This is a genomic window from Pseudomonas sp. BS3782 TE3695 (assembly GCF_050435305.1).
Taxonomy (GTDB): Bacteria; Pseudomonadota; Gammaproteobacteria; order Pseudomonadales; family Pseudomonadaceae; genus Aquipseudomonas.
This window is the reverse complement of the sequence record NZ_JBNDKB010000001.1, coordinates 1,068,971-1,092,549: the sequence shown is the minus strand read 5'-3', so window position 1 is coordinate 1,092,549 and position 23,579 is coordinate 1,068,971. Positions and strand designations below refer to the sequence as shown.

The 23,579-nt window shown below is 60.0% G+C and carries 22 protein-coding genes; 9 read left to right on the top strand and 13 right to left on the bottom strand.

Annotated features, from left to right (window positions below):
• Positions 1-33 precede the first annotated feature (33 nt).
• The 5 genes from ABH909_RS04880 (at position 34) to ppx (ending at position 4,627) form a co-directional block, all read left to right on the top strand.
• Positions 34-819, top strand: coding sequence for a transporter substrate-binding domain-containing protein (locus tag ABH909_RS04880; RefSeq protein WP_429430917.1), 786 nt, complete (start codon positions 34-36; stop codon positions 817-819).
• Between the two features lie 19 nt (positions 820-838).
• Positions 839-1,510: an amino acid ABC transporter permease gene (locus ABH909_RS04875; RefSeq protein ID WP_008076077.1), complete on the top strand. Its 672-nt coding sequence runs from the start codon at positions 839-841 to the stop codon at positions 1,508-1,510.
• Entirely contained in the window at positions 1,507-2,157 is a 651-nt protein-coding gene (locus tag ABH909_RS04870) for an amino acid ABC transporter permease (protein WP_429430915.1), read from the top strand. Before ABH909_RS04875 ends, ABH909_RS04870 begins: the two co-directional genes overlap by 4 nt.
• Positions 2,144-2,881, top strand: coding sequence for an amino acid ABC transporter ATP-binding protein (locus tag ABH909_RS04865; RefSeq protein ID WP_429430913.1), 738 nt, complete (start codon positions 2,144-2,146; stop codon positions 2,879-2,881). The genes ABH909_RS04870 and ABH909_RS04865 overlap by 14 nt, the downstream gene beginning before the upstream one ends.
• Before the next feature lie 243 nt (positions 2,882-3,124).
• Positions 3,125-4,627 (top strand): exopolyphosphatase, encoded by a 1,503-nt coding sequence (gene ppx, locus ABH909_RS04860; RefSeq protein WP_429430911.1) that lies wholly within the window; start codon positions 3,125-3,127, stop codon positions 4,625-4,627.
• A 167-nt stretch (positions 4,628-4,794) separates the two neighbouring features.
• Here the strand turns inward: ppx and ppk1 are convergent, their stop codons facing one another.
• Both ppk1 and hemB read right to left on the bottom strand, forming a co-directional pair.
• Positions 4,795-7,017 (bottom strand): polyphosphate kinase 1, encoded by a 2,223-nt coding sequence (gene ppk1 / locus ABH909_RS04855; protein ID WP_429430909.1) that lies wholly within the window; start codon positions 7,015-7,017, stop codon positions 4,795-4,797.
• Positions 7,018-7,035: 18 nt separating this feature from the next.
• Complete coding sequence (gene hemB / locus ABH909_RS04850; RefSeq protein WP_429430907.1) at positions 7,036-8,049, bottom strand: porphobilinogen synthase; 1,014 nt, start codon at positions 8,047-8,049, stop codon at positions 7,036-7,038.
• Between the two features lie 198 nt (positions 8,050-8,247).
• Between hemB and ABH909_RS04845 the strand changes: the two genes are divergently transcribed.
• The gene (locus ABH909_RS04845; protein ID WP_429430905.1) at positions 8,248-8,880 is read left to right on the top strand and encodes a DedA family protein; all 633 of its coding nucleotides are present in this window, start codon (positions 8,248-8,250) and stop codon (positions 8,878-8,880) included.
• On the opposite strand, the gene ABH909_RS04840 is transcribed toward ABH909_RS04845, so the two are convergent.
• Entirely contained in the window at positions 8,861-10,108 is a 1,248-nt protein-coding gene (locus ABH909_RS04840; protein WP_429430903.1) for a sterol desaturase family protein, read from the bottom strand. The genes ABH909_RS04845 and ABH909_RS04840 overlap by 20 nt on opposite strands.
• A gap of 114 nt (positions 10,109-10,222) precedes the next feature.
• Here ABH909_RS04840 and elbB point away from each other — a divergent pair, with 114 nt between their 5' ends.
• Positions 10,223-10,891 (top strand): isoprenoid biosynthesis glyoxalase ElbB, encoded by a 669-nt coding sequence (gene elbB, locus ABH909_RS04835; protein ID WP_052964543.1) that lies wholly within the window; start codon positions 10,223-10,225, stop codon positions 10,889-10,891.
• A gap of 111 nt (positions 10,892-11,002) precedes the next feature.
• Here elbB and ABH909_RS04830 read toward each other — a convergent pair whose 3' ends face one another.
• The 5 genes from ABH909_RS04830 to ABH909_RS04810 all read right to left on the bottom strand — a co-directional run bounded on the left by ABH909_RS04830 (position 11,003) and on the right by ABH909_RS04810 (position 17,226).
• Complete coding sequence (locus ABH909_RS04830; protein WP_183680748.1) at positions 11,003-11,458, bottom strand: YaiI/YqxD family protein; 456 nt, start codon at positions 11,456-11,458, stop codon at positions 11,003-11,005.
• A 106-nt stretch (positions 11,459-11,564) separates the two neighbouring features.
• Positions 11,565-13,463 (bottom strand): FTR1 family protein, encoded by a 1,899-nt coding sequence (locus ABH909_RS04825; RefSeq protein ID WP_429430900.1) that lies wholly within the window; start codon positions 13,461-13,463, stop codon positions 11,565-11,567.
• A gap of 388 nt (positions 13,464-13,851) precedes the next feature.
• A complete protein-coding gene (locus tag ABH909_RS04820; RefSeq protein ID WP_095633128.1) occupies positions 13,852-14,484 on the bottom strand; it encodes a LysE family transporter in 633 nt (210 codons plus the stop codon).
• Positions 14,485-14,734: 250 nt separating this feature from the next.
• Positions 14,735-15,316, bottom strand: coding sequence for a mechanosensitive ion channel domain-containing protein (locus ABH909_RS04815; protein ID WP_429430897.1), 582 nt, complete (start codon positions 15,314-15,316; stop codon positions 14,735-14,737).
• Positions 15,316-17,226 (bottom strand): ATP-binding cassette domain-containing protein, encoded by a 1,911-nt coding sequence (locus tag ABH909_RS04810; RefSeq protein WP_429430895.1) that lies wholly within the window; start codon positions 17,224-17,226, stop codon positions 15,316-15,318. Before ABH909_RS04810 ends, ABH909_RS04815 begins: the two co-directional genes overlap by 1 nt.
• A gap of 50 nt (positions 17,227-17,276) precedes the next feature.
• Between ABH909_RS04810 and ABH909_RS04805 the strand changes: the two genes are divergently transcribed.
• A complete protein-coding gene (locus tag ABH909_RS04805) occupies positions 17,277-17,741 on the top strand; it encodes a TIGR02444 family protein (RefSeq protein WP_429430893.1) in 465 nt (154 codons plus the stop codon).
• Here ABH909_RS04805 and ABH909_RS04800 read toward each other — a convergent pair.
• Positions 17,738-18,814 (bottom strand): AlgP family protein, encoded by a 1,077-nt coding sequence (locus ABH909_RS04800; RefSeq protein WP_429430891.1) that lies wholly within the window; start codon positions 18,812-18,814, stop codon positions 17,738-17,740. The genes ABH909_RS04805 and ABH909_RS04800 overlap by 4 nt on opposite strands.
• A gap of 192 nt (positions 18,815-19,006) precedes the next feature.
• Between ABH909_RS04800 and ABH909_RS04795 the strand changes: the two genes are divergently transcribed.
• Complete coding sequence (locus ABH909_RS04795; RefSeq protein WP_429430889.1) at positions 19,007-19,672, top strand: FKBP-type peptidyl-prolyl cis-trans isomerase; 666 nt, start codon at positions 19,007-19,009, stop codon at positions 19,670-19,672.
• 62 nt (positions 19,673-19,734) lie between these two features.
• Here ABH909_RS04795 and rsd read toward each other — a convergent pair whose 3' ends face one another.
• The 4 genes from rsd to ABH909_RS04775 all read right to left on the bottom strand — a co-directional run bounded on the left by rsd (position 19,735) and on the right by ABH909_RS04775 (position 23,575).
• Positions 19,735-20,193 (bottom strand): sigma D regulator, encoded by a 459-nt coding sequence (gene rsd, locus ABH909_RS04790; protein ID WP_429430887.1) that lies wholly within the window; start codon positions 20,191-20,193, stop codon positions 19,735-19,737.
• Between the two features lie 179 nt (positions 20,194-20,372).
• Positions 20,373-20,924: a disulfide bond formation protein B gene (locus ABH909_RS04785; RefSeq protein WP_429430885.1), complete on the bottom strand. Its 552-nt coding sequence runs from the start codon at positions 20,922-20,924 to the stop codon at positions 20,373-20,375.
• Positions 20,925-21,185: 261 nt separating this feature from the next.
• Positions 21,186-22,424, bottom strand: a complete 1,239-nt coding sequence (locus tag ABH909_RS04780; RefSeq protein ID WP_429430883.1) for a heme biosynthesis protein HemY — start codon at positions 22,422-22,424, stop codon at positions 21,186-21,188.
• The gene (locus ABH909_RS04775) at positions 22,421-23,575 is read right to left on the bottom strand and encodes a uroporphyrinogen-III C-methyltransferase (protein WP_429430881.1); all 1,155 of its coding nucleotides are present in this window, start codon (positions 23,573-23,575) and stop codon (positions 22,421-22,423) included. The genes ABH909_RS04780 and ABH909_RS04775 overlap by 4 nt, the downstream gene beginning before the upstream one ends.
• Positions 23,576-23,579: the final 4 nt, after the last annotated feature.

The following is a 23,579-nucleotide window of genomic DNA, read 5'->3' as shown; positions in this document are numbered from 1 at the left end:
AGAAATCACTTCCCGCCGATCCGGAGATTTGCCATGACCCTGCGTTACAGCGCCCTCCTCGCCGCCTTGTTTGCCAGCCTGATGCTGAGCCAGGCACCCGCCCACGCCGACGGTCTGGAGGATGTGGTCAAACGCGGCACCCTCAAAGTCGCCGTGCCCCAGGACTTCCCGCCGTTCGGTTCGGTCGGCCCGGACATGAAACCTCGCGGTCTCGATATCGACACCGCCAAACTGCTGGCCGACCAACTCAAAGTCAAACTTGAGCTGACCCCGGTCAACAGCACCAACCGCATTCCGTTCCTGACCACCGGCAAAGTCGACCTGGTGATTTCCAGCCTCGGCAAGAACCCTGAGCGCGAAAAGGTCATCGACTTCTCCCGTGCCTACGCGCCGTTCTACCTCGCCGTATTCGGCCCACCAGACGTCGCCATCAAGGGCCTGGACGATCTCAAGGGCAAAACCATCAGCGTCACCCGTGGCGCCATCGAAGACATCGAGCTGACCAAAGTCGCCCCCGAAGGCGCGACCATCAAACGCTTCGAAGACAACAACTCGACCATCGCCGCTTACCTCGCAGGGCAAGTCGACCTGATCGCCAGTGGCAACGTGGTGATGGTAGCGATCAGCGAAAAAAACCCGAAACGCGTGCCAGCCCTCAAAGTGAAGCTCAAGGACTCGCCGGTTTACGTTGGCGTGAACAAGAACGAGCCAGCGCTGCTGGGCAAGGTCAACGACATCCTCGCCACGGCCAAGGCTGACGGTGCGCTGGAAAAGAACTCGCAAACCTGGCTGAAAGAGCCGCTGCCGGCCGATCTCTGATCGTACGCGGAGACGATTTATGGCTTATCAGTTCGATTTCTTGCCGGTGGTAGAAAACACCGATCTGCTGTTGCGCGGTGCGCTGTTCACCCTTGAGTTGACGGCCATTGGCGCGGTGCTCGGGGTCGGTCTGGGCATCGTCGGGGCGCTGGTGCGGGCGTGGAACATTCGCCCGTTCGCCGGCATTTTCGGGGTTTACGTCGAGTTGATCCGCAACACGCCATTTCTGGTGCAGTTGTTTTTCATCTTCTTCGGTTTGCCGTCGCTGGGCCTGCAGATTTCCGAATGGCAGGCGGCGGTGCTGGCGATGGTGATCAACCTTGGCGCCTATTCGACCGAGATCATCCGCGCCGGCATTCAAGCGATCCCCCGCGGGCAGCTGGAAGCCGCGGCCGCCCTGGCAATGACCCGCTTCGAGGCCTTCCGCCACGTGGTTCTGCTTCCGGCGTTGGGCAAGGTCTGGCCGGCCCTGAGCAGCCAGATCATCATCGTGATGCTCGGCTCGGCGGTCTGTTCGCAGATCGCCACCGAAGAGCTGAGCTTCGCCGCCAATTTCATTCAATCGCGCAACTTTCGCGCCTTTGAAACCTATGCCCTGACCACACTGATCTACCTGTGCATGGCGCTGCTGATCCGCCAATTACTGAACTGGATCGGCCGGCGCTACATAGCAAGGAGCAGCAGCCAATGAGCGATTTCACCTTCTGGGACATCCTGCGCAACCTGCTCACGGGCCTGCAATGGACCCTGGCATTATCGCTGGTGGCGTTTATCGGCGGCGGGCTGATCGGTTTGTTGATCATGGTGATGCGGATTTCAAAAAAATCCCTGCCCAGCCACTTAGCCCGCACCTACATCGAACTGTTCCAGGGCACACCGCTGTTGATGCAGCTGTTTCTGGTGTTCTTCGGTGTGGCGTTGGCCGGTGTGGAGATTTCGCCGTGGATGGCTGCGGCGATTGCCTTGACGCTGTTCACCAGCGCTTACCTGGCGGAGATCTGGCGCGGTTGTGTCGATTCGATCCCCAATGGCCAATGGGAAGCCTCGTCGAGCCTGGCGCTCAATCCGCTGGAGCAACTGCGTTACGTGATCCTGCCGCAAGCCCTGCGCATTGCGGTGGCGCCGACCGTGGGCTTCTCGGTGCAAGTGGTCAAAGGCACCGCCGTCACCTCGATCATCGGCTTCACCGAACTGACCAAGACCGGCGGCATGCTCGCCAACGCGACCTTCGAGCCCTTCATGGTCTACGGCCTGGTGGCGCTCGGTTACTTCCTGCTCTGCTACCCCTTGTCCCTCAGTGCGCGCTACCTGGAAAGGAGACTGCATGCCTCTGCTTAGAATTTCCGCCCTGCATAAATACTATGGCGACCACCATGTGCTCAAAGGCATCGACCTGAGTGTCGACGAAGGCCAGGTGGTGGCGATCATCGGTCGCAGCGGCTCGGGCAAATCCACCTTGCTGCGCACCCTCAATGGCCTGGAATCGATCAATGACGGCGTGATCGAAGTCGACGGCGAATACCTCGACGCTGCCCGTGCCGACCTGCGCAGCCTGCGGCAGAAAGTCGGGATGGTGTTCCAGCAGTTCAATCTGTTCCCGCATCTGACGGTGGGCGAAAACGTCATGCTTGCGCCGCAAGTGGTGCAGAAAGTGCCGAAAGCCAAAGCCGCCGAATTGGCGCGACAGATGCTGGAACGGGTCGGGCTGGGGGAAAAGTTCGATGCCTTCCCGGATCGGTTGTCTGGCGGCCAGCAACAGCGGGTGGCGATTGCCCGAGCGCTGGCCATGTCACCGAAGGTGCTGTTGTGCGATGAAATCACCTCGGCGCTGGACCCGGAACTGGTCAACGAAGTGCTGAGCGTGGTTCGGCAACTGGCCAAGGAAGGCATGACGCTGATTATGGTCACCCATGAAATGCGCTTTGCCCGCGAGGTGGGGGACAAATTGGTGTTCATGCACCATGGCAAGGTGCATGAGGTGGGGGATCCAAAGGTGTTGTTTGCCAACCCGCAGACGACGGAGCTGGCGAATTTTATCGGGACGGTGGAAGCGGCAGGCTGAAGGATACTTAGTGCCTTTGAGGCCGCCTTCGCGGGCAAGCCCGCTCCCACAGGGTTCTCTGCTGGAACGCGATCATGTGTTCGACGCAAAAACCTGTGGGAGCGGGCTTGCCCGCGAAGAGGTCATTCGCAACACCACGGATGCCCCGTGGTAAAAGATCGCAGCCTTCGACAGCGCCTACGCGTTGGCGGCAGCGTTTGATCGTGGCAGGATGTCGAGGTTATCGACCGAGACCCCCTGACCATGCCGCAATCCCAAGCCAAGAATCTGTCCCTGATCGCCGCAATCGACCTGGGCTCCAACAGCTTTCACATGGTCGTGGCCAAGGCCCAGAACGGCGAAATCCGGATTCTCGAACGTCTCGGGGAGAAGGTTCAGCTGGCCGCCGGCATCGACGAAGAGCGCCAACTCAGCGAAGAATCCATGCAGCGCGGGCTCGATTGCCTGAAGCGTTTCGCCCAACTGATCAGCGGTATGCCGCCCGGCACCGTGCGGATCGTCGGCACCAACGCCCTGCGCGAAGCCCGTAACCGCGCCGAATTCATCCACCGCGCCGAAGAAATTCTTGGCCATCCGGTGGAAGTCATCTCTGGCCGTGAAGAAGCGCGCCTGATTTACCTCGGCGTCTCCCACACCCTCGCCGACACGCCGGGCAAGCGCCTGGTGGCCGACATCGGCGGCGGCAGTACCGAATTCATCATCGGCCAGCGCTTCGAACCGCTGCTGCGCGAAAGCCTGCAAATGGGCTGCGTCAGCTATACCCAGCGCTACTTCAAGGATGGCAAGATCACTCCGGCCCGCTACGCCCAGGCGTATACCGCGGCGCGGTTGGAGATCATGAGCATCGAACACGCCCTGCACCGCCTGACCTGGGATGAAGCCATCGGCTCCTCGGGCACCATTCGCGCCATTGGCCTGGCGCTGAAGGCCGGCGGGCATGGCACTGGCGAAGTGAATGCCGAAGGCCTGGCCTGGCTCAAGCGCAAGCTGTTCAAACTCGGCGATGCCGAGAAAATCGATTTCGAAGGCATCAAGCCCGACCGCCGGGCGATCTTCCCCGCCGGGCTGGCAATTCTCGAAGCGATCTTCGACGCCCTCGAATTGCAACGCATGGACCACTGTGAAGGCGCCCTGCGCGAAGGCGTGCTCTACGACCTGTTGGGCCGTCATCATCATGAAGACGTGCGCGAGCGCACCCTCAGCTCGCTGATGGAGCGTTACCACGTTGACCTGGAACAAGCCGCTCGGGTTGAACGCAAGGCGCTGCATGCCTTCGATCAAGTGGCCGAAGACTGGGACCTGAACGACGGTGTCTGGCGTGAATTGCTCGGTTGGGCGGCCAAGGTGCACGAAGTGGGTCTGGACATTGCTCACTACCAGTACCACAAACACGGCGCCTACCTGATCGAACACTCGGACCTGGCCGGATTCTCCCGCGAAGACCAGCAAATGCTCGCGCTACTGGTACGTGGCCACCGACGCAACATTCCCAAGGACAAGTTCGCCGAATTCGGCGACGAAGGCATCAAGCTGATTCGCCTGTGCGTGTTGCTGCGTTTTGCGATTCTGTTCCACCACATCCGCGGTACCCAGCAAATGCCTCAGGTCGTACTGCACGCCAACGGCCACAGCCTGGATGTGTTGTTCCCCGAACACTGGCTGGACGATAACCAGTTGACCCAGGCCGACTTCGCCCTCGAAGCGGAATGGCTGACCCGCGTCAGCTTCGTGCTGAACGTGCGCTAATCAGAAGGCTGCCAACAATCCCGTAGGAGCTGCCGCAGGCTGCGATCTTTTGATCTTGTTTTAAAAAAGCAAAATCAAAAGATCGCAGCCTTCGGCAGCTCCTACAGGGGAATTCAACAGGATTGGAAGCCCGGGCAGCCTTTGAATGGCTACCCGGGAGACTGGTCTTAGCGAACCGCCAAAATCGGGCTGCCCAAACGCTCAAGCAAGGTGGCCTGGGCACTGCGCGGGTTCTGGTTGCCGGTCGGCGTGTTGCGGATGTAGCGACCGTCCGACTGCAGGCTCCAGCTGTGGGTGTTATCAGTGAGATAAAGCTCCAGCTCTTTCTTGACCCGCAAAATCAGCTTCTTGCCCTCGACCGGGAAGCAAGTCTCGACGCGCTTGTCGAGGTTGCGCTCCATCCAGTCGGCGCTGGACAGGAACATCTGCTCTTCGCCGCCATTGAGGAAGTAGAAGACCCGGGTATGTTCCAGGAAGCGACCGATGATCGAGCGCACGTGGATGTTGTGGGACACCCCGGCGATGCCCGGTCGCAGGCAGCACATGCCGCGCACCACCAGATCGATACGCACCCCGGATTGACTGGCCTTGTACAACGCGCGGATGACCTTCGGGTCGGTCAGCGAGTTGAACTTGGCGATGATGTGCGCCGGTTTACCGTCAAGGGCGAATTGCGTCTCCCGGGCAATCATGTCGAGCATGCCCTTCTTCAACGTGAACGGCGCGTGCAGCAGTTTTTTCATGCGCAGGGTTTTACCCATGCCGATCAACTGGCTGAACAGTTTGCCGACGTCTTCGCACAAGGCATCATCGGAGGTCAGCAGGCTGTAGTCGGTATACAGACGGGCGTTGGCCGCGTGGTAGTTGCCGGTCCCCAAGTGGGCGTAACGGACAATCTCGCCCGCCTCGCGACGCAAAATCAGCATCATCTTGGCGTGGGTCTTGAAACCGACCACGCCGTAAATCACCACCGCACCGGCCGCTTGCAGACGGCTGGCCAGTTGCAGGTTGGACTCTTCATCGAACCGCGCGCGCAATTCGATCACTGCCGTCACTTCCTTGCCATTACGCGCAGCGTCTACCAGCGCATCGACGATCTCGGAGTTGGCGCCGCTGCGATACAACGTCTGGCGAACCGCCAACACGTGCGGGTCTTTCGCTGCCTGACGCAGCAAGTCGACCACCGGGGTGAACGACTCGAACGGGTGCAACAGCAGAATGTCCTGCTTGCTGATCACACTGAAAATGTTCTCGCTGTTTTGCAGCAGTTTCGGGATCTGCGGGGTGAACGGGTTGTATTGCAGCTCCGGATGACTGTCCAGGCCAGTGATGCTGAACAGGCGGGTCAGGTTGACCGGGCCGTTGACCTGATACAACTCGGTCTCATGCAGGTTGAACTGCTTGAGCAAGTAATCGGACAGGTGTTTCGGGCAGGTATCGGCCACTTCCAGCCGCACTGCGTCACCGTAGCGACGGGAGAACAACTCGCCGCGCAGGGCGCGGGCCAGGTCTTCGACATCTTCGGTGTCAACCGCGAGGTCGGCGTTTCGGGTCAGGCGGAACTGGTAGCAGCCCTTGACCTTCATGCCCTGGAACAGGTCATCGGCGTGTGCGTGGATCATCGACGACAGGAACACATAGTTGTCGCCGGGACCGCCGACTTCCTCTGGCACCTTGATGATCCGCGGCAGCAGGCGCGGCGCCGGGATAATCGCCAGACCGGAGTCGCGACCGAAGGCGTCGATGCCTTCGAGTTCGACGATGAAGTTCAGGCTCTTGTTTACCAGCAACGGAAACGGGTGCGTCGGGTCGAGGCCGATCGGGGTGATGATCGGGGCGATCTCGTCGCGGAAATAACGACGAACCCAAGTCTTGAGCTTGGTGGTCCAGTAGCGGCGACGGATGAAGCGGACCTGATGTTTTTCCAGTTCCGGCAACAGAATGTCATTGAGGATCGCGTATTGGCGATCGACGTGACCGTGTACCAGTTCACTGATGCGAGCCAAGGCCTGGTGCGGTTGCAGGCCATCGGCGCCAGCCTGTTCGCGAGCGAAGGTGATCTGCTTCTTCAGGCCGGCGACACGAATCTCGAAGAATTCGTCCAGGTTGCTGGAGAAAATCAGCAGAAACTTCAGCCGCTCCAGCAATGGGTAGGACTCATCCAGCGCCTGTTCCAGCACGCGGATGTTGAACTGCAGTTGCGAGAGCTCACGATGGATGTACAGGCTGCTGTCATCCAGGCCGGGAATGGCAATCGCTGGCGCCGTAACAACGGGCTCGGCCGCCACCGCGGGTGGAGCAGGCTCCAGCTCCGGCGGGGTTTCGGCGATTGGCTCCACCACAGGTTGAGCGTCTTTTACGGCAACTTCAGTGAGTCCTTCGGTATTCATCGAATGTTCCTGGGAGGGCTATTTTTGCTCTCGTAACAATTGAGCAGCACGGACGGCAAAGTAAGTCAGGATGCCATCAGCGCCTGCACGTTTAAAAGCGGTCAGGGATTCGAGGATAACCCCTTCGCTCAACCAGCCATTCTGGATCGCTGCCATGTGCATGGCGTATTCACCGCTGACCTGATAGACAAAGGTCGGCACTTTAAATTCTTCTTTGACCCGGTAAAGGATATCCAGATACGGCATGCCTGGCTTGACCATGACCATGTCCGCGCCTTCTGACAAGTCCGCCGCCACTTCGTGCAGGGCTTCGTTGCTGTTGGCCGGGTCCATCTGATAGGAGGCCTTGTTGGCCTTGCCCAGGTTCAGCGCCGAACCCACCGCATCGCGGAACGGGCCGTAATAGGCGCTGGCGTATTTGGCCGAGTAAGCCATGATCCGCACATTGACGTGATCGGCCAGCTCCAGCGCTTCGCGGATCGCTTGAATGCGACCGTCCATCATGTCCGAAGGCGCCACCATCTGAGCGCCGGCTTCGGCGTGGGACAGGGCCTGTTTAACCAGTGCGTCGACGGTAATGTCGTTCTGCACGTAGCCTTCTTCGTCGAGAATGCCGTCTTGACCGTGGGTGGTAAACGGGTCCAGGGCGACGTCGGTGATAACTCCCAGCTCCGGGAACCGGTCACGCAGCGCTCGGGTGGCGCGCTGGGCGATGCCGTCGGGATTCCAGGCTTCAGCGGCGTCCAGGGATTTGAGCTCCGGCGGCGTCACCGGGAACAATGCCAGGGCCGGAATCCCCAGCTCAACCCACTTGGCCGCTTCTTCCAGCAACAGGTCGATGGTCAGGCGCTCGACGCCCGGCATCGACGCCACCGCTTCGCGACGGTTTTCACCGTCCAGCACGAACACCGGCAGGATCAGGTCATCGACGGTCAGCACATTTTCACGGACCAGTCGACGCGAGAAATCATCACGACGGTTGCGACGCAGGCGGGTTGCAGGAAACAAACGATTGGCGGGGGTAAAGCTCACGGCAGACTCCTGAGCCCGCGCTGGCGGGCGAGCGTGACAGTTATAAGCGGCCATTATGACGAACGGATGACAGTTGTGCTTCAGGAAGCCGCATTCCATTGTCCTTGTAGGAAATGTTCACGTCGAGACACATTTTGACACTTTCCTGAATGTGTCCGAGGGGTTAGGCTGCGCGTTCATTTCGCCAGCACCCAGACAATGCTCCAACAATTTCTTCAGGAATTCGGCTACTTCGCCCTCTTTCTCGGCACGTTCTTCGAAGGCGAAACCATCCTGGTGCTCGCAGGCTTCCTTGCGTTCCGTGGATACATGGACATCAAGGTGGTGATGCTCGTGGCATTCCTCGGCAGTTATGCCGGCGATCAGCTGTGGTACTTCCTGGGACGCAAGCACGGGCGCAAATTGCTGGCGCGCAAACCGCGCTGGCAACTGATGGGCGATCGGGCGCTGGAACATATCCGCAAGCACCCGGACATCTGGGTGCTGAGCTTCCGTTTTGTCTATGGACTGCGCACCGTGATGCCGGTGGCGATCGGTCTGTCGGGGTATCCGCCGGGACGTTATCTGCTGCTCAACGGGATTGGCGCAGCCATCTGGGCTGCCGCGCTGGCTTCTGCCGCTTATCACTTCGGCGCAGTGCTTGAAGGCATGCTCGGTAGCGTCAAGAAGTATGAGCTGTGGGTGCTGGGCGCCCTGCTGGTATTGGGCTTTTGCCTGTGGCTGCGCCGACGCTTCAAGAATGCCCGTCTGGCGAAGCAGATCTATGCCGACGAGCAAGCGTTGAAAGCCGAACAGGCCAAATCCAGCGAACCTACGACGCCCATCGAGTGAAGCGGTTTCTACAACAGTAGAGACCGATTACGCTGAGCAGGCTGTAACTGAGCAGCCCCACCCAGCTCGCCGCGTTGCTCATTACACTGTCCGGCCATAGCCCGACCATTGGCGCCAGCCATACCAGCGGCAGGTTCGACGCCAGCCGCAACAGCTCAAGTTTCAATGCCTGCGGGCGATTCTCCAGGGCCACGCCCAATACAAACAACCCCAGTGCCACGGCGCCCCAGCCCAACAGCAGGGCTGCGGTCGGCAGACTTTGCTCCAGATTCATCAAGTAACTGCCCAAGGCGATGTAGATGCAAAATTGCAGCGCCACATACCATTGATGGCGTCCGTCCAGCGGTACCTCGAATTTGCGGAACTGGCTCAGGTCCGGTTTGTTCATTGGGTATTTGGCCGCCACATCCGCCGGCCGCCAACCGGTGCGCATGAACCAGATCCGCAGTTTGTCCCATCCGCTTTCGGCACGCCGGGCGTCATCCCACAGCTGCATATAGAACTGCACGTTCGCCCACAACGGATTCCAGCTCGCCAGCGGTGTGGTCACGCCGAAAATCACCGGCTCGTTATCGTCCTCTTCCTGGAACGAGCCAAATAGACGGTCCCAAATAATGAACACTCCGCCGTAGTTGCGATCCATGTAAAGAGCGTTCTGTGCATGGTGAGCCCGATGATTGGACGGCGTGACGAAGAACCATTCGAACCAGCCGAGCTTGGGAATGTGCCGGGTATGCACCCAGAATTGGTACAGCAGATTCAGCGCCGCAACGCTGACGAACACCACGAGTGGAACGCCGAGCACGGCCATGGGCAGGTAAAAAATCCAGCTCAACACAAACCCGGTGCTGGTCTGACGCAAGGCCGTGGAGAGGTTGTAATCCTCGCTCTGATGATGCACCGAGTGGGCAGCCCAGAGGATGTTGCGTTCGTGGCCCATGCGGTGCAGCCAGTAATAGCAGAAGTCGTAGAAGACGAAGGCAAAAACCCAGACCCAGACGCTGTCGGCCGACAACTCAATCACGGCCAGATGCTTCAGGGCGAAGGCATAAGTGACCAGGCCGACGCCTTTGGTGAGCAGGCCCGTGGTGGTCGACAGCACGCCGGTGCTGATGCTGTTGATCGCGTCTGCCACGCGATAATTGCTCACCCCGCGCCAACGGTCGGCCAGCAGCTCGACCGCAATCAGCACAAAGAAAAACGGCACCGCATACAGAATTAAGTCCATGACGCGCCCTGATCAGAATCGTTCAGCAGAGATTAGGTGTAGCCGCGTATTAACCCTATGGCAACGAGTGACAAATTAGTGGACATTTAACGCCATGAATCTGGAGAAAAGCCCATGAGCAAAAAAATTGCAGTGATCCTTTCCGGCTGCGGCGTGTACGACGGCGCCGAAATCCACGAAAGCGTGATCACCCTGCTGCGGCTGGACCAGCGCGGTGCCCAGGTGCAATGTTTCGCACCCAATATCGCGCAATTGCATGTGATCAACCACCTGACCGGCGAAGAAATGCCCGAGGCGCGCAACGTGCTGGTGGAATCGGCACGGATCGCCCGGGGCAACATCAAGGATATCCGTGAAGCCAGCGTCGAAGACTTCGATGCGCTGATCGTTCCCGGCGGATTCGGCTCGGCCAAGAACCTGTCGAACTTTGCCGTCGAAGGTGCCGGATGCAGCGTTCAGCCTGACGTCCTGGCGTTGACCGAAGCGTTCGCCGAGGCCGGCAAACCGGTAGGGCTGATCTGCATCTCGCCGGCCCTGGCGGCCAAGATCTACGGCCCGGGCGTGACCTGCACCATCGGCAACGATGCCGATACCGCCGCCGCGATGAACAAGATGGGCGCCACCCATGCCGAGTGCGCGGTGACCGACATCGTCGAAGACAAGGCGCGCAAGCTGGTGAGCACTCCGGCGTACATGCTGGCGCAATCGATCAGCGAGGCCGCTTCTGGCATCAACAAACTGGTCGACCGCGTGCTGGAACTGACCCACGAGAACGACGAGTAAAGAAGCAAGATCAAAAGATCGCAGGCTTCGCCAGCTCCTACATGGACCGTGACCGACGCAAATTACAGGTTTATGCGAATCCTGTAGGAGCTGCCGAAGGCTGCGATCTTTTCAGGCTTTACGCGATAACCGCGTGAGTATCCGGTCCAGCGCATTGGCGAATGCCTGCTTCTCGCGCTCGCCAAACGGCGCCGGTCCGCCGCTCATCTGGCCCTGCTCGCGCAGATCGGTGAACAGGTTTCGCACCGCCAGTCGATCGCCCATGTTCTGCGCATCGAACTCCTTGCCCCGCGGATCCAGCGCCGCCACGCCTTTCTTCACCAACCGGTCCGCCAGCGGCACATCGCTGCAAATCACCAGCTCACCCGGCGCCGCGTGTTCCACCAGATAATCGTCGGCGGCATCCGGGCCGCTGGGCACTACGATCAGCTTCACCAGCGCCAGGCCCGGTTTGATCTGCGGCTGGCCGGCCACCAGCACCACTTCGAACTGGCGCTTGAGGGCGAACTTCACCACCAGATCCTTGGCTGCCCGAGGGCAGGCGTCGGCATCGATCCACACGCGCATAGTGTTTCCTCTATTGAAAAGCATCGCGGGCAAGCCCGCTCCCACAAGGTTAGCGCTGAACCTGTGGGAGCGGGCTTGCCCGCGATTATGAGCGCAGCGAATGCTGTTAAGAAACCGGCACCCGCCGCTTCTCGGCCATCCGGCTACGGCTGTACAACACGATGATCGCAATGATCGCCACGGCCTGAGCACTCAGGGAATACGCATCAGCGTGAATCCCCAGCCAGTCGAAGTCAAAGAACGGCACCGGCCGCGTGCCGAAGATCCCGGCTTCCTGCAACGCCTTCACGCCATGGCCGGCAAACACCACCGACAACGCGCAGAGCAAACCGGCATTGATGCCGAAAAACAACGCCAGCGGCAGTTTCGCCGAGCCGCGCAGAATCACCCAAGCCAGCCCGATCAGCAATACCAGCGCCGTCGCCCCGCCCGCCATTACGGCGTTGTGCCCTGCTGGCCCGGCTTGCAGCCACAGGGTTTCGTAAAACAGGATCACTTCGAACAGCTCGCGATACACCGAGAAGAACGCCAGGATTGCAAAGCCGAAACGCCCGCCGCCGCTCACCAGGCTGCTCTTGATGTAATCCTGCCAGGCCGCTGCGTGGCGACGATCGTGCATCCACACGCCGAGCCAGAGCACCATGACACTGGCAAACAACGCCGTCGCACCTTCCAGCAATTCGCGCTGGGCGCCGCTGACGTCGATCACATACGCCGCCACCGCCCAGGTCGCCAGCCCGGCCAGCAGTGCCAGGCCCCAACCGATGTTGACGCTACGCACCGCCGATTGCTGACCGGTATTGCGCAGGAACGCGAGGATCGCCGCGAGCACAAGAATTGCTTCCAGGCCTTCACGCAGCAGAATCAACAGACCGGAAATGTAGCTCAGCGACCAGCTCAAGCCATCACTGCCCAGCAGGCCAGCGGACTCTTTCAACTTGGTTTTGGCCGCTTCCAGACGCTGCTCGGCCTGGGCCACCGGCAAGCCGTCTTGCAACGACTGACGATACGCCATCAGGGATTTTTCGGTGTCTTTGCGCACGTTGGCGTCGACGTTGTCCAGCGAGCTTTCGACCAGTTCGAAGCCTTCCAGATAGGCCGCTACCAACAAGTCATAAGCCTGATCGTGATCGCCGGCGCGGTAGGCTGCGATGCTCTTGTCCAGGGTGGCCGCCGTGTAATCAAGCAACTGCCCCGGACCACGCTTGACCTGCGGCGGTTGTGCCCGTTGTGCACGGAATGTAGCGGCTGCTTGCGGGCCTTCGGCGGCCAGCACTTCGGCTGGCGTCTGACGCGCGAGGTCGGCGATGTTGTAGGTTTTCCCGGATTTGGCCGCAGCCGGATCGGCGCTGAAGCTGGCGATGTAGGTCGCCAGGTCCCAACGTTGACGATCATCCAGTTGATCGGCGAAGGCCGGCATGTCGGTGCCTTCAACCCCCATGCCCAGCGTGTTGTAGATCGCATAAAGGCTCAGACGGTCCAGTCGCACGGCATCACGCAGATTGGCCGGCGGCGGCGTCATGCCGACGCCCGCCGGGCCGTCACCGGCACCCGCATCGCCATGGCACACCGAACATTGCTGGGCATACAGCGGCGCGGCGCGAGTCGGGTCCGGGGTGATGATCGGGGCCTGGCTGACCTCATAGGTCACTGCCAGTTTTGCTCCCAGCTGACGCGCTTGACGAGCAACATCCGCGCCATTCTTGCGAGCCTCGATGGCAGCGCCAAGGCTGTCGACGCCCTGCTCCAGCTCTGCGCGCTCGGGTTTGGCCGGCAAATCGGCGATCAAACCTTGCAGCACTTTGAGGAATTCCTGTTGTTCGCGGTACTCAGGTTCATCGATGACATTGCCCGCCTCCACCGTCGCCGGATAATCGGCGCCGATGTAATCGAGCAAATGCAGGGCCTTGGGCGCACCTTCTGCGGTTTCGGCCAGCGCATTGAAGCTGCAGAACGCGATCATCGGCAGCACAAGCCACGCCAGAAAACGAGAGGAGGCAATCATGAATAACTCTCAAATGGAAATACGAAGTAACACATTGTTCACTCCGAATGAGTTTCACTCAAGCTTTGTTGGAATTTCCTGGGAAGCACTGGGATTTTCGGGGTGAATATAAGTAATGGCACATTGCGAAAATACGAAGCTAAAAAGCCATTACATAGCCAGCATCCCTGTTTATAATGCCGCGCCGTGGCGAAGGGAGCTTTGTGGCGAGGGAGCTTGCTCCCGTTGGGCCGCGAAGCGGCCCCAGTAGTCAGGCAACCCCCGTATCAGCCGGCTTTACGACTGCTGCGCAGCCGAGTGGGAGCAAGCTCCCTCGCCACAAAAGCCCCCTCGCCACAATTGAAAAAGGCGACCTGAAGAGGTCGCCTTTTTTGTGCCTGACGGTTTTTTATGCCGCCGCTTTACGCAGGGTCGCCATGAACGCCGCCGCACCAATGAACAGCCCGGCAAAAGTCCGGTTCATGCGTTGTTGCTGCTTGGGTGTGCGCAGCAAACGCAACACCTTGGCCGCCAGCCCGGTGTAGCCGGCCATGACGATCAGGTCGACGCCGATCATGGTCACGCCGAGAATCAGATACTGGGCCACCAGCGGCGCGTGAGGGTCGATGAATTGCGGCAGCACCGCAAGCATGAACACCAAGGCCTTGGGGTTGCTGATGTTCACCAGAAAGCCCCGGAACACCAGCGCCATCGGCTTGCCGATCTGCCGGATGGCGGCGTCGTCGCTCATGTCATTGGGCAGCGCGCGCCATTGCTTGACCGCGAGGTAGACCAGGTAGGCCACGCCAAACCATTTGATCGCATAAAAAGCCGTGGCCGAAGCCGCGAGGATCGCCCCCACACCGGCAGCGACAATCGCGATCTGCAAGGCCAGGCCCAGTTGCAGGCCCAAGGCGTTCCAGTAACCGCGCCAGAAACCGTAACGCAAACCGCTGGACATCGACGCAATGGCGCCAGCCCCGGGAGAAAGACTGATCACCCAGCAGGCGGCAAAAAACGCCAGCCATGTTTGAAGCACCATCGCACACCTCGACTCAGACTCGTGACAGACGTCTAAGCTAATGCGCCTTCGGGTCGATGACTACCGATTTTTTGCAGGATATGGCGACTGTCGACCAGCGTTTACGGCTTGAGCCCCCCTTCGCGAGCAAGCCCGCTCCCACATGGGATATACAGTGGACACAAATTTGTGATTCAGATCAATCTAGTGTGGGAGCGGGCTTGCTCGCGAAAACGGTCTAGCAGCCGACATCAATACAGGAATTCAGAACCTATTTTTCAAACCCATTGGAAGGAAACACATCAGTCCCACGCCAACGCCGAACCGAGCGCTGGAAGAACAGGCTATTGGGCACCTGCACCATTGCAGTGCCGGTGCCGAGTTCCTCGGCTTCGATCAGCGTGGTGTAGAGCAGATTGATCGCCACCACCCGGCCTTTGACGCCAGGCTTGTCGGTGGTATCCACCAACTCGACCACATCGCCGATACGGAAGGGGCCGACGGTGAAAATCAGGATCGCGCACAGCAGATTGGACAGCACGCTCCACATGGCGAAAAACGCCACGGCGGCCACTGCAACGAAACCGGACAACGCCGTCCACAACACCGTTGCAGACACGCCAAGTCGTTCCAGCACAAAGATCAGTGCACTGCCCATGATCAGCCAGCGCAAACCACCGCGCAGCGGCATGAAAAACTGCGGCGGAAACGGATAGCGTTCGCCCAGGCGAGTCAGGCATTTGGCGACGACGCGCTGGGCGATATAACCGGCCAGCAGGATCAGCAGAATTTGCACGACCAGCCAGAGCGGCTCGCCCCATCCAGCCGGCAGCGGCAACTTGAAGGCTTCCATCAGGACAACGCCTCCAGCTCCGCCTGCATGCTTTCGAGCAGTTCGAGCGCTTCCATCCAGGCTTCTTCCAGCTCGGCTTCACGCACCTTCAGCTTGGCCTGTTCAGCCAGCAGATCACGCAAATCGTTCTTGCGCATCGGCTCGTAAATGTCGCTGTCGCCGAGGCTCGTATCGATCTTCGCCAGTTTCTCGTGCAGCTTGCCCAGCTCGGCTTCAAGCTTGTCAGCCTCACGCTTGTGCGGTGCCAGTTGCTGACGCAACGCAGCGGCAGCCTGGCGCTGGGCCTTCTTGTCGGTCTTGTCCGGATTGACCGGGGTATTGCTGACCGGGGTATTGCGTTGACGATATTCGACCAGCCAACGGGCGTAATCTTCCAGGTCGCCGTCGAACTCCTCGACCTTGCCGTCGGCCACCAGATAGAAGTTGTCAGTGGTGCTTTTGAGCAGATGGCGATCGTGTGAAACCACCAAGACCGCGCCACTGAATTCCTGCAGGGCCATGGTCAGCGCCAGACGCATTTCCAGATCCAGGTGGTTGGTCGGTTCGTCGAGCAGCAACAGGTTCGGCCGATCCCAAGCGATCAATGCCAAGGCCAGACGCGCCTTCTCACCGCCGGAGAAATTCAGTACCGGCTCATCGATACGCGCGCCGCGGAAGTCGAAACCACCGAGGAAGTCGCGCAAGGTTTGCTCTCGCTCGGTCGGCGCCAGGCGCTGCAAATGCAGCAACGGGCTGGCTTTGGCGTCGAGAGAATCCAGTTGATGCTGGGCGAAGTAGCCAACGACGGTGTTTTCACCGCGCGTCAGGCGACCGGCTAACGGCTCAAGCTCACCGGCGAGGTTTTTGATCAGGGTCGATTTACCCGCGCCATTCGGGCCGAGCAAACCGATCCGCGCGCCGGGGGTCAGTTGCAGCTTGACCTTCTCCAGCACGGCTTTGTCGCCATAACCCAGTCGAGCATCCGACAGGTCGATCAGCGGGCTGGAAATTTTCGTCGACTCGCGGAAGACGAAGTCGAACGGCGAATCGACGTGGGCGGCGGACAGCTCTTCCATCCGCTCCAGTGCCTTGATCCGGCTCTGCGCCTGACGGGCCTTGGTGGCTTGGGCCTTGAAGCGGGCGATGTAGCTTTCCATGTGCGCACGTTGCGCTTGCTGCTTCTCGTAGGCCTGTTGTTGCTGGGCCAGACGTTCGGCGCGGGCGCGTTCGAAAGCGCTGTAACCACCGCGATACAGGGTGATCTTGCGTTGATCGACGTGGGCTACGTGATCGACCACGGCATCGAGGAAGTCCCGGTCGTGGGAAATCAGCAACAAGGTGCCGGGATAGCTTTTAAGCCACTCTTCGAGCCAGATGATGGCGTCGAGGTCCAAGTGGTTGGTTGGTTCGTCGAGCAGCAACAGGTCCGAAGGGCACATCAAAGCCTGCGCAAGATTCAGACGCATCCGCCAGCCACCGGAGAAATCTCCTACTTGCCGATCCATCTGCTCGTTGGTGAACCCAAGGCCGGCCAGCAGCTTGCGGGCCCGGGCGTCGGCGGTGTAACCGTCGGCGCTGTCGAGTTCCGAGTGCAGGCGGGCCTGAGCGGCACCGTCATGGGCCGCTTCGGCTGCGGCGAGGTCGCGTTGCACCTCGCGCAGGCGCAGGTCGCCATCGAGCACGTAGTCGACCGCCAGGCGTTCGAGTGTCTCGATTTCCTGACGCATGTGGGCGATGCGCCAGTCGGCCGGCAAGAAGCAGTCACCCGAGTCCGGGTGCAATTCGCCACGAATCAAGGCGAACAGGCTCGATTTACCGGCGCCGTTGGCACCGATGAGGCCGGCTTTGTGGCCGGCGTGCAGGGTCAGCTCGGCGTCTTCTAGCAGACGTTGCGGGCCACGCTGTAAAGTGAGGTTCTGAAGTCGAATCATAATGGCGGCGGAGTCTACCAGCTTCGCTCGCAACTGGCGCGAGTAGCACTATGTCCTCTGACCTGTGGAGCTTTTCCGTTACTACTTATTCTCGTCGTGGCGTTGAACGCGCATGCCTGCACTTGCAGTCGAGGGGTGTGAATGTGTGCCTGCTGCTGTGCGGGTTATGGCTGGGAGAACGGCGCGTTGCCTGCAGCGAGCGACGCTTGCAGCAGCTACGCGATGTAGCCGGGCCTTGGGATACGGATGTCGTGCAACCATTGCGCACTTTGCGCCAGCAATGGAAAGCCGCTGCGAGCGAGGATGCCGGGCTGGATGATTTACGCGGACAAGTGAAGACACTGGAGATGGAAGCCGAAAGGCATTTGTTGCTGCGACTGGAGCGTTTGGCGCAGCGTTGGCCGCAGGATGAGGCGACCGATCTCTCGGCCTGGCTGGAAGGTCTGGCGGCAGGCGCCGCCAACCTGGACCGCGACGCGCTGCATCAGCTGCGCGTCGCGGCAACCGGCACTTAGGAAGCGCTGGTTGGGGTGGTGCTGGTGCTCGACGACGCGGCTGGCGTTGGCGCAGACGTGGTTGTCGAGGTGGTTGCTGCAGGCGCGGGCGAAACCGAAGCAGCGGGCGCTGGCGCTGCAGTCGCTGGCTTGGCAACAGGTGCAGTGGCCGATTTGGCAGCAGCGACCGGCTTTTTCACGGCCGGTTTTGCCGCTGATTTTGCCGCAGTTTTAGCGGCTGGTTTTGCAGTCGGTTTGGCGGCTGGCTTGGCAGCGGCAGCAGGTTTTGCAGCAGCGGTTCTGGTAGCCGGTTTGGCAGCGGGTTTAGCCGCAGTTTTTACAGCGGGCTTCGCAGCAGGCTTGGCGGTTGTTTTAGCCGCGGCAGGTTTGGCAGCGGCAGTTTTAGCGGCTGGCTTGGCAGCAGGTTTAGCCGCTGCAGTTTTTGCGGCGGGTTTGGCAGCCGTGGTTTTTGCAGCCGGTTTAGCGGCAGCTGTTTTGGCAGCAGTTGGCTTGGCGGCAGGTTTGGCAGCCGTCGTTTTAGCCGCTGGTTTCGCAGCACTGGCAGCGACTGGTTTTTTCGCTGCCGGTTTTGCGGCTGGCTTGGCTGTGGTTTTCACCGCAGTTTTGGCTGGTGCTTTTGCAGCAGCTGGCTTGGCCGCAGCCTTCTTCGCAGGTGCCGCCGCTGGCTTGGCCGAACGCAGGGACAACGCCTTGCCGACAGCCTCTTGGACACGACCGACGCCCTGGGCCAGTTTCAGGCTTTCTTGAGCATCGCGTTTGAGTTGCAGGATGTAGCTGCGCGTTTCGGACTGGCGATCCTTGAGGGCATCGAGCAAGTTCTCAAGTTCTTTCACCGCCTCTTTGGCCTTGGCTTGCGCCTTGGCTTTGCCGGCCGCCGCAGCGTCCTGCAATTTGGTCCGGGATTTGTGCAACTTTTCCTGTGCTTTTCCGCGCTGCTTCTCCAGTTTGGCGAGCAGTTTTTCAGCATCAGCCAAGGCTTGGGAACAAGCGTTTTCCAAATGCTCGAGCAGGCTACCCGAGAGTTGTTGGAGTAAGTGCAACGGAGTATTTACTGGCTTCTTGGTGGCCGACATGGTTTACCTCCTGGCTGACGTGAATGCGGCTCATACTAGACCTCTGCTGCAACCGCCGCTAGGGCCTGTTGACAGTATCGAAAGCACTCCATTGCAACATCGCAAAAATGTTCTGCGCGCAACTAAAACCAGTTCACCTTCGAGCGCATCCACACTGGCATAATCCTGCGTATCTCAGGTCGGAGAGTGCCCATGTCGCGCTACCTTTTCTTATCGCTTTGCGTGGTTTTTTCTGTGGCCCAAGCCGCCGAAAAAAACGCCGTCAATGACACTCACGATCTCGCTTACAGCTTGGGCGCAAGTCTTGGCGAACGCTTGCGCCAGGAAGTTCCGGACCTGCAACTTCAGGCCCTTCTCGAAGGCTTGCAACAAGCCTATCAAGGCAAGCCACTGGCACTGAAAGATGAGCGGATCGAACAGATTCTGGCTGAGCATGAAGCCCGGATTGCCATGCAGTCGTCTGTACCGCAAAGTGAATTGGCATTGGAAAACGAGCGACGGTTTCTCGTTGAAGAAAAAGCCAAACCCGGCGTTCAAGAACTGGCCGATGGAATACTGCTGACGGAGTTGATGCCGGGTACCGGCGCCAAGGCCGGTCCGAATGGCAAGGTCCAGGTGCTGTATATCGGACGCCTGCCTGACGGCTCAGTGTTTGACCAGAACAGCGAGGCGCAGTGGTTCAGTCTTGATAGCGTGATCAGTGGATGGCGCAGTGCGCTGCAAAACATGCCGGTCGGCGCGAAATGGCGCCTGGTGATTCCATCGGCGCAAGCCTATGGCGCCGACGGTGCCGGCGATGTGATCGAGCCGTTCACGCCGCTGGTATTCGAAATCGAATTGCGCGGTGCTACAAGCTGAAAGCCGAAGACGAAAAACGGCGCGCATTTGCGCACCGTTTAGAGGGTGTTGCCGGATAAGGTTCAGGCCTGAACCGAATCCTCTTCCTTGTGAGCAGTGTGCAGCACTTCGATCAGGCAATCTTCCAGTTCGAAGCGTTCGTGCAACAAGCCACCCAGCTCCTTGAATTTCTCCGCGACACACTTACCGGCATCACACAGGTCGTTGAACGCCAGCAGCTTCTCGGTAATGACGTCGATGCGCGGGTAGATCGTCTCGGCCAGCTCCAGACCGCGAGTATCACCGAACGCCTTGGCTTCGCCTGTCAGCTGTTCGTAGATTTCGAAATGCCCGGCTGACACGTAGTCGACCAGCACACCGCAGAACTCCTGCAACTGTTTTCGGTTCTCGCCCAGAGCCTCGGGCTTGTCGCCGAGAGCATCATAGGCCCGAACCAGTTCGTGACGCTCCTGCAACCAGCGATCGATCAGCAGATGCACTCCACCCCAGCGTTCCTGAGCATTCTGACAACTTTCGAGCATGGTGATTCTCTCTTCCCTTGTGGGTCATGCTGCTCTACACCTGTCGCACACTTGAAGATCAAGAATCGACCAGGCAGAGCGTCATTCGAGCAACATAAATCCAATGACACGTGCGGGCCAGATTATGCCCGCGCGCTTATGGCTTCAAGGTACGCAGGAGATAAAGTTCATACAAGTGTTTAATCACCTGCCAATGCCCGGTGCGACGACTCGCCGCTGAGCGGTCGCTGACACGCGATCCAGACAAGGCGCAGCAACTGGTACCCGCCCAGAATCATCATCGCAACGAAGAACAGCAAACTCCATTCCGGGATGCTCAAGTCGAACAGCGTCCAGGAAATCTCCGCACAATCGGCGGTTCCTTTAAACATTCGCTGCACGACACGCAACCAGGGCGTGTTGGCGAACAGATCGGCCAGATCAGGCGAGCATGCCGATAACTGATGAACCGGATCGCTCTGCAACACCACCTGGCGCCACGCCGTGATGGTGCCCGCCAGACTGCAAAGCAGACTCAGCAACCAATACAGGAAGGATCCGAAGCGGCCAGGCCCCTGCACTGAAGCCGCCAGGCAGGCAGCCGTGAGCAGTGCCAGGCAAACCCGCTGCAACAGGCACAACCCGCAAGGCTTGAGGCCGACCACATATTCCAGATGGTAGGAAACGCCCAAGGCCAGGGCACCTGCAATGAAAACCATGAAAAACAAGGAGCGTGAGCAGGCCAAAGACATGGCTTTTCCGTAACAGTAGAGACAGGTGGTTACGGTAGAGGAAAGCGCGACAGCCTTTCAAGGCAGGCCACCACGGACACTTCACCAGAAGTGTAGGGAATTCCCGACAGTGTCGAGAGGATTTGATGTAGTCCTCTGTAGGACTTTGCCGGCGAAGGATGACAACGCTGAAACAGTGGCGGATTCGAAGCGACTGCGATCTTATAAAACATCAAAAGATCGCAGCCTTCGGCAGCTCCTACATAAGGTCCGGGGCGGGAATCAGGCGTGAGCCGGCACCGGCAGCGGTGCCGCCAGCAAGCGCTCATCCAAAAGGCCCAAGCCCTCCTGAAACAGCTGATTACTGCGTTGGGTGTCACCCAGTTGCGCCAGCAACCGCGCCAGTTCGGCGCAGGCTTCAGGGTTGCGCTGCACGCGCAGGCTGCTCTCCAGATAATCCCGGGCCTTGCCCCACAAACTGCTTTGCAGGCACAAACGGCCCAATGTCAGCAGCAGGCTCGGGTCGGCGGGATGATCCTTGAGCCAACCCTCGGCGGTGTGCAGCTGTCTGGCCGGATCACTGCCGCGAACCAGCCCGTACAGACGCGCCAGATGACTGTCGTATTTGCGCTTGAGGGCTGCCCGCAGGACTTCTTCGGCCTCGACCTGCGCGCCCAGTTGCCGTAATTGCTCGGCATAGGCCAGCACCAGTTGCGGTTCCTGGCGCTGGGCAGTAGTAAGTTGTTGCCAGGCGCGCTGGAGCGATTGCAAACCGACTGTTCCGTCTTCTTCCTGGTGCGCCGCCAACGAAAGATTTTCACCCCAGGCCCGGCGCTCCAGCTCAGCCAGTTCGGCCGGTGGCAACACTTTGTCCTTGCGCAACTCCGGCAACAAGCGAATCACGGCCGACCAGTCGCCCCGCAGCTGATGCAGGCGTTGCAACTGGCGCAGGGTCTGGACGTTATGAGGATGACGCTCGTGCATGGCCTGCAGGGTCACCAGCGCGCCGTCAGTATCGCCGCGGTCAGTCTGTAATTGGGCATGGCTCAAGGCAATCGCCAGCTCGGCCTGGGGCTGCCGCTCGAGGGCACGCTCCAGCAGGTTGTCGCTTTCCTCGTAGTGACCTTGTTCGTTCGCGGCGCGGGCGGCACCGAGGTAGTAGAGCAGCGGTTGGCGCTCGGCTTCCGCTGCGCGATATAAATGACGCTGCGCACTGGCCCAACGGCCCTCGGCCAAATCCAGCTGACCGTGTTCTATCGCCACTTGTACCCGTCGACTGCGATTGCGCCGGGACCATGGATTGACCACGCCACCGGAAGTTGTCACCAGCTCGATCAGCGCCTTGATGCCCCAGAACACCAGCCACAACACAGCCACCAGGGCGAGGGTTGCCCACAGGCTCGATTCATAACGGAATGTTTTGTAGGCGATCAGCACGTAGCCGGAATGCTCGGCAATCGCCAGCCCCAGCGCGGCAGCCGCCGCGATGACGACGAACACGATGACATAGAGGCGCTTCATGGCGTGGCCTCCTGCGGTGTGCTCGCGGCAGGTTTGGCCAGAGGTTTCACCGACTCCTCGGCATTGATATTACGACGTTCAAGATAGGCCTGAACCGTACTCAAGGTGCCCGTCAGATCCGGCGTGACCACCGTGACTGGCTGCTTGCTCAACTCGACCACCTGCTCCAGCATCACTTTGCTCTGAAGGTTGTCCGGGTTGAAGTTGCTCTTGAGCACATCCCGCGCTTCAGCCAGCGCTTGGGTGTACACCGCGGCCTGGCCATTGAGCGCGGCCCATTGCGCCTGCTCCAGCGCCAGACTGAGAGCCAGACGCACCTGGCTCAGGCTCTGACCTGCCAGCAGCGGACGGACATTCTTGTCGGCGTTGAAATCGATGCGGATATAACGCGAGATCTGATCCCACCATTGCGCCCAGCGACTGGCGCCGTCGCCATCAGCGGTCAGGCCCAGCAGGGATTCGCCACGATCCTTGTACTCAGGCGCCAGCTCGGTGAGGTTGATCACCTGATCGCGCAAGGCACCCAGTCGCAGGAACAACCCCGTGCGATCCGGTTGTTCGGTACTGCGCAGGGCCACCAGGGTTTTGGCCACTTGCTCGCGAGCGGCGAAAGCCCCGGGGTCGTTCTGTTCACGGAGAATTTCGTCGGCGCCTTGCACCAGGGCCTGGGCGCTGCTGATGTCCTGCAATGCCGACAGACGCAGGCTGGCCAGGCGCAGCAAGTGCTCCGCTTCGGCCAGACGCCAGTCCTTGCGGCTCGCGCCGAGGACGGTCTCCAGACGTTGATTCAGGCGTTGCTGATCGCCCTGGAGTTGAGTGACCAGACGACTGCGTGCGTCGAGTTCCTCGGCGGCCGGCATTTGCTCGAGGCGAGCCGTCAGGCGTTGCTCGTTGAGTTTCAGGCTCTGGGCCTGATCGTTCAACGCCTGTATCTGACTCAACTGTTGTTGGTTACTGGCTTGCAGATGACGCACCTGCCAGACTCCCCAACCGCCCACGGCAACACCGGCAGCGCCCAGCAGCAGCGCGACGATTGCCAACCCGTTGCCTCGGCGCTGCTCAACAGCAGGTGGCGCAGTTTCAACTGGTGCATCAGCCGATGCATCAAGCACGGGCCGGACGTCATCTTTAGGCAAGGCTGTTTCGCTCACGTAT